Origin of the sequence: Streptomyces sp. NPDC005574, assembly GCF_040605435.1 — a bacterium.
GTDB lineage: Bacteria > Actinomycetota > Actinomycetes > Streptomycetales > Streptomycetaceae > Streptomyces.
Genome location: NZ_JBEXCW010000020.1, coordinates 1 through 11,682 on the forward strand (window position 1 = coordinate 1; position 11,682 = coordinate 11,682).

Here is an 11,682-nt window from a genome sequence, read left to right on the forward strand (position 1 = left end):
GGTCCGGCGGGAGCCTTGCCGTCGACGACCGGCTCGCCCGTCGTGTACTGCGCGTAGGTTGTCATCTTCAGTGTCGTTCCGCTCCCGGTCAGTCCGTCGTGTGCCGGCGCCGCGTCCACAGCGGCACCCCGAACCAGCACACCAGGTACCAGGCCACCACCGCGCTGACCAGGTAGGGCACGTAGCCGTCGTGGGTCGCCACACGGAGGATCAGCAGCAGCGAGGACGTCATGGTGGCGAGCAGCAGCACCAGCCCGACGAACGTCATCCGCGACGCCCACTGGACCGCCTGCGGTTTGACCCGCCGCCCCGACACCAGGCGGTGCAGGGAGACCGGGCCGATGAGGGCACCGGTGGCGCACGCTCCCAGCACGACCGTCACCAGGTAGATCGTCTTGTCCGTGTGCGCCAGCTGCGTGTAGCGCGGGGTGAAGACGACGGTGAGCAGAAAGCCGAACAGGATCTGCACGCCGGTCTGGGCGACCCGTATCTCCTGGATCAGCTCGACCCACTTGCGGTCGGCTCTCTCCTCCTCGGTCTCGTCGCGCCCCGTGTCCTTGGCGCTCGTAGCGCTCGCCCCGGCTGACAAGGTTCCTCCCGCTGTGATGCGTTTCCGTGTTCTTCCGCCACCCGTGTTCCCCGATTTACGCGTGCTTTGCCTGCTCGTCGTCCGACGTTGGTCCGGGACGGCGGATCGTGTTTGCCGCCGGGTCGAACGGCAAAGCGGTTCCCATGAAGGAAACGGAGAACACGACGAACGAGAAGGCCACCACCACGCGGGTGTCGGCCAAGGCGCAGCGGACCACGGACCGGGCCACGGCTCCCGCCTCGCGCGCGGCGAAGACCGCCGCGGGCAAGGCGGATGACGCCGCGTCAGCCGCCAAGGCGGGCGCGGAGCGTACCGCCGACGCGGCGAGCCGGGCCGCGAACACCGCGGCCAGGAGTGTCGAGGCCGGTCGCCAGGCGATCGTCTCGGCCTCGGGTCAGGTCGCCGCCGGCGCGAAGACCGCCTGGACGCTGCTGGCGAACCGCAAGCTGGTCGCGGCGGGCGTCGGAGCGGGCCTGACGGTGCTGAGCGCCGCGTCCTTCGCGGCGGGCCGGCGCACCGAGCGCCACACCCACGGACCCCTCACCCGGCTCACCGGCGGACGGTTCTGAGGACCGGTCGCTGTTTCAGCGATCACCGGGCGGTTACACGGAGGCCATGACCCATGGCCCCGGCTCCCCGGCAGGGGGTGCCGCGCCCCCCACGCCGATCACGGAGGAGTTCCGTTGACCATGTCCGCCACCCAGCTCACAGTCACCCTCAGCGGCGGCAGCGCCGCCGACGCACGGACGGTCGTCCAGGCCCTGGAGCCCGCCTTCGGGGCCCCGGACGAGCGGCCCTCCGACGACGGCGCCACGGTCCACACGGCCACCTTCGCGCACGAGTCCGGCGACGCGGACGCGTCCCCCGAGGGCACCTCGGGGGACGCCGGCCGGCTGTCCGCGCCCGTGACCGTCACCGTCCAGGGCACGCCGGAAGCCGTCGAGAAGGCGAGCACCACCCTGTCCCGCACCTTCACGACGCGGGACCGGGGGGCCGCCTCGGGCGACCAGGAGCAGGAACGCGAGCTGGTCCTGGAGCCGTGAGCGAACGGCGCTGAACCCTACGGCGGGTTCCCTACCAGCGGTTCTCCACCTGGTCCTTGATCCGCCGGTCGTAGAGGTCGCGGATCGCGTCGAGCGTGTCCCGCTCCAGCTCCGGCAGCCTGGCGGCCGCCGCGTTGGCGCGGGCCTGCTCCGGCGAGCGGGCCCCCGGGATCACCGTCGTGACACCGGGCTGCTGCACGATCCAGCGCAGCGCGAGCTGGGCCGGGGTGTATCCCTCGGGGGCGAGCGCGGCGAACTCGGCGGCCGCCTCCACGCCGGTGGCGAAGTCCACGCCGGAGAAGGTCTCGCCCTGGTCGAAGGACTCCCCGTGCCGGTTGTAGGTGCGGTGGTCGTTGTCGGCGAACACCGTGTCCTTGGTGTACTTGCCGGACAGCAGGCCCGAGGCCAGCGGCACCCGGGCGATGACGCCGACGCCCGCCTCCCGCGCGGCCGGCAGCACCTCGCGCAGCGGCTTCATGCGGAACGGGTTGAGGATGATCTGCACGCTGGCCACGTTCGGCCGGGCGATCGCGGTCAGGGCCTCGGCGCAGGTCTCGACACTGACTCCGTAGGCGGCGATCCGCTCCTCCTCGACCAGGGTGTCGAGGGCGTCGAACACCTCGTCCGTCGAGTACACGGGCGTCGGCGGGCAGTGCAGTTGCACCAGGTCGACCCGGTCGACGCCGAGGTTGCGCCGGGACCTGTCGTTCCAGGCGCGGAAGTTGTCCAGCACGTAGTTCTGCGGGATCTGGTCGACCCGTCGGCCCATCTTGGACGCGACCAGTACGTGCAGGTCGGGCCGGCCGCTCAGGAAGGCGGCGATGGTCTGCTCGCTGCGCCCGTCGCCGTACACGTCGGCCGTGTCGAAGAAGGTCACCCCCGACTCGGCCGCCGTCTCCAGCACCGACAGCGCTTCCTTGTCGTCGACGTCTCCCCAGTCGGCGCCCAGTTGCCAGGTGCCGAGGCCGATGACGGATGCGTGCTGCTGGGACCTACCGAAAGTGCGCTCGTCCATGCCGTCAGTGTGTCATCCGGGCCCGCCGTACGCGGCACCGAGGGACCCGGGCCGGGCGGCGCGCTCAGGGCGTCAGGTGGGTCTGGACCCCGGGCGCGTACCGGTCCACCATGTCCTCGATCGCGCCCTCGCGCACATGGACACCGCGGGCCACGCCGTACATCACGCCCAGGCCGACCAGGGTCGCCACGGCCAGTTCGGCACGCAGCCCGGCGTCGGGTCCGGCGAGCCGCCCGGCCAGGCGCTCGACCACCTGGGTGCGGAAGTTGACCCGCAGGACGTCGCCGTGCTCGCCGTGCAGCGGGGCGAAGGCGATGCGCAGCAGCGGGTCCGCGCCCCGCTCGCGCTGGCTGAGCAGCACATGCCGGACCATGTGCCGGCCGAGTTCGGCGAGCGGCGCGTCCAGCAGCGCGTCGGCGTCGGTGTCGAAGGACATGACGCGGGCGACGAGGGCGTCCTTGTTGCCGAAGTACTTCAGGATCAGCGGCGGGCTCACACCGGCACGGTCGGCGATCGCCTTGAGCGTCACCTCGTTGTGGGCGTGCCGGGCCAGCAGGTAGCGGGCCGCCTTCTGGATGGCCGCCCGGGTCGCCTCGGCGTCCCGGCGTGCGGACACGGAGACGGAGGGTGCGGTGTCGGTGGCGGTGGCGGTGGCGTGAGAAGCGGCGGGGGCCGGAGCCGCGGTGTCGCGGGCGGCACAGTCGCCTGAAGCGGCGGAGGGCGAGGCGGCGGGCGCGGATGCCGGGCCGGGTGCGGTGGGTCGGGTGCTCACGGCACTCATGCTCCCTCCAGCGCCTCGTCCCGCGCACCGCGGGTGCCGCCGGCCCGCCGGGTGCCGCGCGGTGCGGGATGCTCCCCCGGGATGGTCAGCGCCGTCGCGGAGGCCAGCAGGGCGACCGCGCCGGCGATGCCGAAGGCCAGCAGATAGCCGTGCAGGGTGGGCACCGGGGTGCCGTCGAGCAGGCTGGTGTGATGCACCAGCACCGCGGCGACGACGGCGCTGGAGGTGGCCTGGCCGATCGTCCGCATCAGGACGTTGACGCCGTTCGCGGACGCTGTCTGGCCGGCCGGGACGGCGTGCAGGATCAGGGTGGGCAGCGCGGAGTACGCGAGGGTGGTGCCGGTGCCCACGACCGCCGCCCCGAGGATGATCATCCACAGGTCGCGGCTGTCCATGATGCGCACCGCGTAGCCGAGTCCGATGACCAGCGCCCCGAGGGCCAGGGTGACGCGTGGGCCGCGGGAGGCCGAGATGCGGGCCGAGACCGGTGAGAACAACAGCATGATCAGGCCGCCCGGCAGCAGCACCAGGCCGGTGGCCACGATGGACAGCCCGAGCCCGTACCCGGTGGCCTCGGGCGCCTGCACCAGCTGGGCGGTGACCAGGGAGTTGGCGTAGAAGGCGAACCCGGTCAGCAGCGCGGCGACATGGGACAGCCCGACGCTGGGGCGTGAGACCAGCCGCAGGTCCACCAGGGGGCGTTCGGTGCGCAGCTGGTGCCACCACCACAGGGCCAGCGTGAGGACGGCGCCCAGGAACAGGGCGAGGACGCGGGCGCTGGTCCACCCCCACTGCCCGCCCTGGGACACGCCGAGCAGCAGGCACACCAGCCCGGCCGCCAGGCCCAGCGCCCCCACCACGTCGAAGCGGCCGGGTTCGCGTACGGGCGACTCCCGCACCGCCCACCACACCGATGTCACGCCCAGGGCGCCGAGTCCGGCGGTCACCCAGAACATGGTGTGCCAGTCGGCGTACTGCACGATCAGCGCGGCCAGCGGCAGCCCCAGCGCGGCCCCGATCCCGACCGTCGAGCTCATCAGCGCCACCGCGCCGCCCCGGCGCTCCGGCGGGAGTTCGTCGCGCAGGATGCTGATGGACAGCGGTACGACGGCGGAGGCGGCGCCCGAGAGCGCGCGGGCGGCGATGAGCACGCGGATGTCGGAGGACAGGGCGCACATCACCGACCCGACGACCATCAGGGCGAGGGCCGCCAGCAGCACCCGGCGTTTGCCGTACATGTCGCCTGCCCGCCCGAGGACCGGGGTGAGGACGGCCCCGGCCAGCAGGGTCGCCGTGACCGTCCAGGAGACGGCGCCGGGAGAGGCTCCGGTGAGTTTCGGCAGGTCCGGGAGCAGCGGCACCACCACGGTCTGGTTGACGGCCATGAGGATGCCGCCGAACGCCAGGACCGGCACGGTGAGCCGCTTGCGCACGCTTCCGCCGGTCGGCACGGGTATCGGGGCGGGCTGGTCCATCGGCACTCCGCGGCGGCACGAAAAAATGGGTGAATGGCGATTCACCTTATCGGTGAATCGCCATTCACCCAAGACGGGAGGACGGTGTGCGGCCTACTCGCGGGAGGCGAGCGCCCGGGCGTGCACGGTCCGGGCGACCTTCGGTCCGAGCCAGCGCTTGAACCGGCGCAGCGTCTCCAGCCGCCCCGCGGCCCGGTCGACGCGGTAGTAGAGCTGCGGCGGTACGTACGGCAGCAGGGGCGAGTGCCGCTGGCCGAGCAGGGCGAACATCTGCTCGGGGGGCAGGTGGATGTAGCGCGGCAGGTTCTCGTACCACTGGGCGCTGTAGCGGGCCGCGCTCTGGATGGACAGCAGGGCCGACCTGCGTTCCTGTTCGTAGGCGGTGAGCGCGCGGGGCAGCTCCGCGTGCCGGCCCAGCGCTCCCGCCAGGGCGACGGCGTCCTCCAGGGCGAGTGTGGTGCCGGCGCCGATGGAGTAGTGCGTGGTGTGGGCGGCGTCGCCCATCAGGACGAGGTTGCCGCGCCACCAGGTGCGGTTGGTGAGGGTGCGGAAGGTGAGCCACTGGGCGCCACCGCCGCCGGAGGACCGGCCGATGAGGGGGTGGCCGTCCAGCACACCGGAGAAGAGTTTCTCCAGCAGGGCCAGTCCGTCGGCCTCGTTCGCCACGTCCAGGCCGAGCCCCGTCCAGGTCTCGGGGGCGCACTCGACGACGCAGGTGCTGCGCTCGGGGTCGAAGGGGTAGCCGTAGCACCAGATCCAGCCGTGGCCGGTCTCCACGAAGGCGAAGGTGAAGGAGTCGAAGACCTTGCTGGTGCCGAGCCAGACGTACTGGTTGCGGCCGGCCCGGGTCTCGGTGCCGAAGTGGTCGGCGTGCCGGGTGCGCAGGGCGCTGTGGACTCCGTCGCCCGCCACCACGAGGTCGGCGTCGGGCAGGTCGCGGTCGGTGACCTCGTGCTCGAACTCCAGGCGTACGCCGAGCGAGCGGGCCCGGTCGGCGAGGATCTCCAGCAGGCGGTGCCGGCCGATGCCGAATCCCTCGTCACCGGGATGCCGCGTCGCCGCGTCCCGGACCCGGGCGACACCCTCGTTCCAGCGGACCGAGTGCTCGTCGAGGGCGCGGGCCGATTCGGGGTCGTGGTCGTGGAGCCTGTCGAGCAGCCCGCGCCAGTAGGTCACACCCCACCCGTAGGTCGAGCCCTCCGGGTCGCGCTCGTAGACGGTGATGTCGTGGGACGGGTCCTGCTTCTTCAGCAGGATCGAGAGATACAGGCCGGCGGGCCCGCCGCCGACGCAGGCGACCTTCACGCACACCCCTAGAAGTCACACACTGTGGTCAATTGACAGCGCAGGGTAGCAGCCCTGAAACGGCTCGCCGCACCTTCGCGTTCGCGCCACTTTCCCCGCGTGAGGCAGGCCACTCGGGGTGCGCCCGCCCGAGAAAGATCATCGAAAAGGCCGCTCCGGGCAGGAGGAATTCCCTCTTCCGGGGGAGGCGGACCCGACCCACAGCAAGATCAACTTCGTTCAACGCTGCACGACTTGTGAGCAATTGTCGTGATCCGGGCCAACCACTCCCGGGTGATTTCTCCCGCTCTCCAGCAGCCCTATAGGCATACGGAGTCGTCAACCGAACCCACGTCCGGAGATCCGTATGCCCGACCTCAGCAGGCGCCGCGCGCTGACCGCGACGGCCGCCCTCGCCGCCGCGACCGGCGTCCCGGCAGGCACCGCCCGCGCCGCCACCCCGGCTTCCCCCGCGTCTCCCTCCCCCCATCGCCACCCCGCCCCCGAGGAGTTCGACGAGGTCTACCGGGGCCGACGCATACAGGGCCGCGCGGCGGCCGGGGGCGGCCACCATCACGGCGGTGGTTACGCCGTGTTCGTCGACGGGGTCGAGCTGCACGTGATGAGCAACGCCGACGGCAGCTGGATCAGCGTGGTCAGCCACTACGCCCCGGTGGCCACGCCTCGCGCCGCCGCCCGCGCCGCGGTCGACGAGCTGCAGGGCGCCGCGCTCCTGCCCTTCCCCGCCAACTGACCGGCCCACCAAGGGAGACAGCGGCACCGGGCCCCGGACGCCCGGGACCCGGCCTGTCCGCCTGTCGCTCCGGCCGCGACCGTGTTCGCTCAACCACCCCGCACGACCCGCACCTTGGGAGCATCCGCGCATGACCGTCCGCAAGAACCAGGCGAGTCTGACCACCGACGAGAAGCGGCGCCTCGTCGACGCCGTACTCGAACTCAAACGCAGTGGCCGCTACGACCGGTTCGTCACCACGCACAACGCCTTCATCGTCGGTGACACCGACAACGGCGAGCGCACCGGGCACCGTTCGCCCTCCTTCCTGCCCTGGCACCGCAGATTCCTGCTCGACTTCGAGGGGGCCCTGCAGTCGGTGGACCCGTCCGTGGCGCTGCCGTACTGGGACTGGAGCACCGACCGCTCGCCGCGTTCCTCGCTGTGGGCGCCGGACTTCCTCGGTGGGAGCGGGCGCAGTCTGGACGGCCGGGTGATGGACGGGCCGTTCGCCGCGTCCGCCGGCAACTGGCCGCTCACCGTGCGGGTGGACGGCCGTACGTATCTGCGGCGTTCCCTCGGCACCGGCGTGCGCGAACTGCCCACCCGGTCCGAGGTGGAGTCGGTGTTGTCCATGGCGGCGTACGACATGGCGCCCTGGAACAGCGGCTCGGACGGCTTCCGCAACCACCTGGAGGGGTGGCGCGGGGTCAACCTGCACAACCGGGTGCACGTGTGGGTCGGCGGGCAGATGGCGACCGGCGTCTCCCCCAACGACCCTGTGTTCTGGCTGCATCACGCCTACATCGACAAGCTCTGGGCGCAGTGGCAGCGTCGGCATCCCGGGGCCGGTTACGTCCCGACCGGCGGCACACCGGACGTCGTTGACCTGGACGAGACGATGAAGCCGTGGAACGACGTGCGTCCGGCCGACCTGCTCGACCACACCGTCCACTACACCTTCGACACCGACTGACGGGCGGCGCACGGCGGTTTGCCCCGCACCTCGCGGGTACCCGACCGGCACCCAACCGCCGAGAAGACGAAGGAGTGACTCACGCGTGTCGCAGGTCGAGGAATCCATCGAGGTCGACGTCCCCGTCCACACCGCCTACAACCAGTGGACGCAGTTCGAGACCTTCCCCGAGTTCATGAGCGGCGTGGATCGCATCGAGCAGCGTTCCGACACGCTCACTCACTGGGTGACCAGCGTGAACGGCGTGCACAGGGAGTTCGACGCGGAGATCACGGAGCAGATCCCGGACGAGCGCGTCGCCTGGACCACGGTCTCCGGTGAAGCCACCCAGGCCGGTGTGGTGACGTTCCACCGGCTGGGCGAGGAGCACACCAAGGTCATGCTCCAGCTGGACTTCCACCCGGACGGCATCGCCGAGACCGTCGGCGACAAGCTCGGGTTCGTGAAGCGCCAGACCAAGGGTGACCTGGAGCGCTTCAAGAAGTTCATCGAGGAGCGCGGCCGGGAGACCGGCATTTGGCGCGGCACGGTCGTCTGACCGTCCCCTGCGAGCGCTACCCGGCCGCCTCGGTACGGCAGTCCGGGTGGCCCCAGCCCTGAGCGTTCTTGGTGATGGGTTCCCCGGCCGCGTAGGAGCGTCCGCAGACGCAGCGGCCGGGGAACTTCGCCTTGATGGTCCGCGCGGGAGTGCCCGACGCCTTCGCCCCGCCCGACGCCTTGCCCTTGCCGGATCCACGGCGCGGGGCGGCGGAGGGCGGGGTGTCCGGTGAGGGCGGTGGTTCCGGCGAGCCGAGGGCGCTGCCCGCCGGTTCCTGGACGATCGCCGCCAGGCTGGCGGCCCGGTCGGCGAAGTCGTTGAGCGGGTCGCCGTCGACCTGGTGGGCGGGCACGTAACGGAACTCCACGGAGCGCCCGCCGAGCAGTTCGTCGATGCGGACGACCAGCTCCTGGTTGGCAACCGGCTTGCCGCCGGAGGTCTTCCAGCCGTTGCGCTTCCAGCCGGGCAGCCAGGTGGTGACGGCCTTCATGGCGTACTGCGAGTCCATCCGGATCTCCAGCGGTACGTCCGGCGCGGTGGCCGTCAACAGGCGCTCCAGCGCCGTGAGTTCGGCGACGTTGTTGGTGGCCTTGCCGAGCGGTCCGGCCTCCCAGCGGGCCGGTGTCTCCGTCTCGTCCGCCACCACCCAGGCCCAGCCCGCCGGTCCCGGGTTTCCCTTCGAAGCCCCGTCGCACGCGGCCACCACACGTTCACGCATGGGACCGATCATGCCACGGGCGGGCCGGGCCGCTGATCGCGAGGGGTCTCACCCGCGGGTCCTCAGACGTCGGTCGTCCTCGGCAGGTCGCCCTCGGTCCTGCGGAGGTCGATGACCGAGAACGACGCGCCCTGCGGGTCGCTGAGCGCGGCGAACCGGCCGAAGGGGCTGTCCATCGGGCCGAACCGCAGGATGCCGCCGAGCTTGGTGGCCCGGGCGACGGCGTCGTCGCAGTTGTCGACCGAGAAGTAGACGTTGATGTAGGGCGGCACCTCGGGCGGGAAGTCCTCGGTCATCCGCATCCGGCCGAGGACGGTCCGGTCCCCGAGGTCGAACATGCGGAAGTCGACCGCCGCGTCGTCGATCTGCTTCGCCGTGTAGGGGAAGACGGCGGTGAGGAACGTGTCCGACTTCTCCGGTTCACGGGTGAAGACCTCGGCCCAGCAGTACGCGCCGGTCTGCTCGGGCGGTGCCTCGAAGCCCTCGTGGGTGCCGCCCTGCCACAGGCCGAACACGACGCCGCTCGGATCGCGCGCCAGGCACATCGTGCCGAAGTCGCCGACCTGCATCGGCTCCATCAGCACCTCGCCGCCGTGTTCGCGGATCCGGCCGGCGGTGGCGGCCGCGTCCTGGGACGCGAAGTACAGGCACCACTGCGAATGGCCCTCCTGACCCGACATCGGCGGTACGACGGCGGCGACCGCCTTCCCGTCGGCGTAGGCCTGGGTGTAGTTGCCGTACTCCGACGACGACTCGCCGAAGGTCCAGCCGAGGACGTCGCCGTAGAAGCTCTTGGCTCCCTCGACGTCGCCGAACATCGCGTCGGCCCAACAGGGCGTTCCCTCAGGTTGTACGGCCATGGCAGCGGCCTCTCCGAATCGGTGGATGGTCCGGTTCCTCACGCTAGCGAGCGGTTCGCCCACCCGCGCGGCGAAGCGACGGGCCCGCGGCCGGGAGCGGGTCATGGAGCCGGTGCAGGCGGGCCGGCGGGGATCGGTGACCGTGCGCCGCGGCCGTCAAATCGTTCGACTTCCCGGCGGCCGGGCGCTGGGATGGCGGGCATGTGTGCCATGAAGATGCACCCCGACGAAGTGGACCTCGACGCCGGCCTGGTGGGCCGCCTGGTCGCCGGGCGGTTCCCCGGGTGGGCGGGACTGCCCGTCGAGCGCCTGGCCTCCTCCGGGACCGAGAACGCCATGTTCCGGCTGGGCACGGACAAGGTGGTGCGGCTGCCCCGGCACCCCGGAGCCGTGCGGAGCGTGGCGCACGAACAGCGCTGGCTGCCGCGGCTGGCGCCCTCGCTGCCCGTGCCCGTGCCCGAGCCCCTCGGCCACGGCGGACCGGGCCCGGGTTTCCCCTGGCCCTGGTCGGTCTACCGCTGGCTGGAGGGCGGCAACCCGGTCGCCGGCGCGGTGCGGGAGCCGCACACCCTCGCCCGGGACCTCGCCGGGTTCGTCCTCGCGCTGCGCCGGACCGACCCGCGCGAGGGCCCGCCGAACAGCCGCGGCGTGCCGCTCGCCGCCCGGGACACCTCCACCCGTGAGGCCATCGGCCTGCTGGCGGGGTGCATCGACACCGTCGCCGTGTCGGCCCGCTGGCAGGAGGCGCTGGGCGCCCCGGAGCACGACGGCCCCGGCCGCTGGGCGCACGGCGACCTGATGCCCGGGAACGTGCTGGTGACGCGGGGGCGGCTGAGCGCCGTCATCGACTTCGGCACCGTCGGCGTGGGCGATCCCGCCGTCGATCTGATGATCGCCTGGAACCTGTTGCCGGGGCCGGCGCGGGACACCTTCCGGCGGGCGGTCGGCGCCGGTGACGCCGAGTGGGCGCGCGGCCGCGGCTGGGCTCTGTCGGTGTCGCTGATCCAGCTCCCCTACTACCGGGACACCAACCCGCCCCTGGCCGCGAACTCCCGGCACGTGATCAGGGAGATCCTGGCCGAGCGGCCGGCCGCGCCCTGACGGGCGGGGCGGCCGCCGCGGCCGGTGGGTTCACTCCCCCGCGTACGCCTTGTCCAGGGCGGCGATGTCGAGCTTGCCCATCGCCATCATGGCCTTGGTGGTGCGGGACGCCTTCTCCTGGTCGGGATCGCTGATCATGCCGATCAGCCGGTCGGGGACGATCTGCCAGGACACGCCGTAGCGGTCCTTGAGCCAGCCGCAGGGGCCGGGCTCGCCGCCGTTCTCGGTGAGCCTGTCCCAGTAGTGGTCGATCTCCTCCTGGTCCTCGCAGAAGATCTGGAAGGAGATCGCCTCGCTGAACGTGAACTGCGGTCCGCCGTTGAGACCGACGAACTTCTGGCCGTTCGCCGTGAACTCCACCGCCATCACCGAGCCGGGCTCCCCCGGACCGCCGTCCGTGTAGCGGCCGATCCGCCCGATGCCGGAGTTCTTGAAAACCGAGACGTAGTAGTGGGCGGCTTTCTCGGCCTGCCCGTCGAACCAGAGACAGGTGGTGAATCCGTCGGTGGCCATGAGTACCTCCTGGTGCGTGGAACGCGGTCGTCTGATGTGTCGACCGATCGTCGCCC

General features: G+C 71.9%; 14 protein-coding genes. 6 read left to right on the forward strand and 8 right to left on the reverse strand.

Features of this window, described 5'->3' with window-relative positions; all coding sequences use genetic code 11:
- Positions 1 to 88: 88 nt before the first annotated feature.
- Positions 89 to 589 carry a DUF6328 family protein gene (locus tag ABZT03_RS15850; RefSeq protein WP_356039138.1) on the reverse strand — a complete coding sequence of 167 codons (501 nt, stop codon included), beginning with the start codon at positions 587 to 589 and terminating at the stop codon, positions 89 to 91.
- 143 nt (positions 590 to 732) lie between these two features.
- Between ABZT03_RS15850 and ABZT03_RS15855 the strand changes: the two genes are divergently transcribed.
- Together ABZT03_RS15855 and ABZT03_RS15860 are read left to right on the forward strand one after the other, a co-directional pair.
- Positions 733 to 1,158, forward strand: coding sequence for a hypothetical protein (locus ABZT03_RS15855; protein ID WP_356039141.1), 426 nt, complete (start codon positions 733 to 735; stop codon positions 1,156 to 1,158).
- A 120-nt stretch (positions 1,159 to 1,278) separates the two neighbouring features.
- Positions 1,279 to 1,632 (forward strand): hypothetical protein, encoded by a 354-nt coding sequence (locus tag ABZT03_RS15860; protein ID WP_356039143.1) that lies wholly within the window; start codon positions 1,279 to 1,281, stop codon positions 1,630 to 1,632.
- Between the two features lie 31 nt (positions 1,633 to 1,663).
- Here ABZT03_RS15860 and ABZT03_RS15865 read toward each other — a convergent pair whose 3' ends face one another.
- From ABZT03_RS15865 to ABZT03_RS15880, 4 genes are all read right to left on the reverse strand, one after another.
- A complete protein-coding gene (locus tag ABZT03_RS15865) occupies positions 1,664 to 2,647 on the reverse strand; it encodes an aldo/keto reductase (RefSeq protein ID WP_356039146.1) in 984 nt (327 codons plus the stop codon).
- A 64-nt stretch (positions 2,648 to 2,711) separates the two neighbouring features.
- Positions 2,712 to 3,428, reverse strand: a complete 717-nt coding sequence (locus tag ABZT03_RS15870; protein WP_356039149.1) for a TetR family transcriptional regulator — start codon at positions 3,426 to 3,428, stop codon at positions 2,712 to 2,714.
- The gene (locus ABZT03_RS15875; protein ID WP_356039151.1) at positions 3,425 to 4,903 is read right to left on the reverse strand and encodes an MFS transporter; all 1,479 of its coding nucleotides are present in this window, start codon (positions 4,901 to 4,903) and stop codon (positions 3,425 to 3,427) included. Before ABZT03_RS15875 ends, ABZT03_RS15870 begins: the two co-directional genes overlap by 4 nt.
- A 93-nt stretch (positions 4,904 to 4,996) precedes the next feature.
- Entirely contained in the window at positions 4,997 to 6,208 is a 1,212-nt protein-coding gene (locus ABZT03_RS15880) for an FAD-dependent monooxygenase (protein ID WP_356039154.1), read from the reverse strand.
- A gap of 346 nt (positions 6,209 to 6,554) precedes the next feature.
- Between ABZT03_RS15880 and ABZT03_RS15885 the strand changes: the two genes are divergently transcribed.
- The 3 genes from ABZT03_RS15885 to ABZT03_RS15895 all read left to right on the forward strand — a co-directional run bounded on the left by ABZT03_RS15885 (position 6,555) and on the right by ABZT03_RS15895 (position 8,434).
- Positions 6,555 to 6,941, forward strand: a complete 387-nt coding sequence (locus ABZT03_RS15885; protein ID WP_356039157.1) for a tyrosinase cofactor — start codon at positions 6,555 to 6,557, stop codon at positions 6,939 to 6,941.
- A 130-nt stretch (positions 6,942 to 7,071) separates the two neighbouring features.
- A complete protein-coding gene (locus ABZT03_RS15890; protein ID WP_356039160.1) occupies positions 7,072 to 7,896 on the forward strand; it encodes a tyrosinase family protein in 825 nt (274 codons plus the stop codon).
- A gap of 85 nt (positions 7,897 to 7,981) precedes the next feature.
- Positions 7,982 to 8,434 carry an SRPBCC family protein gene (locus tag ABZT03_RS15895; protein WP_356039163.1) on the forward strand — a complete coding sequence of 151 codons (453 nt, stop codon included), beginning with the start codon at positions 7,982 to 7,984 and terminating at the stop codon, positions 8,432 to 8,434.
- 16 nt (positions 8,435 to 8,450) lie between these two features.
- On the opposite strand, the gene ABZT03_RS15900 is transcribed toward ABZT03_RS15895, so the two are convergent.
- Complete coding sequence (locus ABZT03_RS15900) at positions 8,451 to 9,164, reverse strand: ribonuclease H (RefSeq protein WP_356039166.1); 714 nt, start codon at positions 9,162 to 9,164, stop codon at positions 8,451 to 8,453.
- A 50-nt stretch (positions 9,165 to 9,214) separates the two neighbouring features.
- Positions 9,215 to 10,012, reverse strand: coding sequence for a VOC family protein (locus ABZT03_RS15905; protein WP_356039169.1), 798 nt, complete (start codon positions 10,010 to 10,012; stop codon positions 9,215 to 9,217).
- Between the two features lie 201 nt (positions 10,013 to 10,213).
- Here ABZT03_RS15905 and ABZT03_RS15910 point away from each other — a divergent pair, with 201 nt between their 5' ends.
- Positions 10,214 to 11,113 (forward strand): aminoglycoside phosphotransferase family protein, encoded by a 900-nt coding sequence (locus ABZT03_RS15910; RefSeq protein WP_356039172.1) that lies wholly within the window; start codon positions 10,214 to 10,216, stop codon positions 11,111 to 11,113.
- Positions 11,114 to 11,143: 30 nt separating this feature from the next.
- On the opposite strand, the gene ABZT03_RS15915 is transcribed toward ABZT03_RS15910, so the two are convergent.
- Positions 11,144 to 11,626 carry a VOC family protein gene (locus ABZT03_RS15915; protein WP_356039175.1) on the reverse strand — a complete coding sequence of 161 codons (483 nt, stop codon included), beginning with the start codon at positions 11,624 to 11,626 and terminating at the stop codon, positions 11,144 to 11,146.
- Positions 11,627 to 11,682 lie beyond the last annotated feature (56 nt).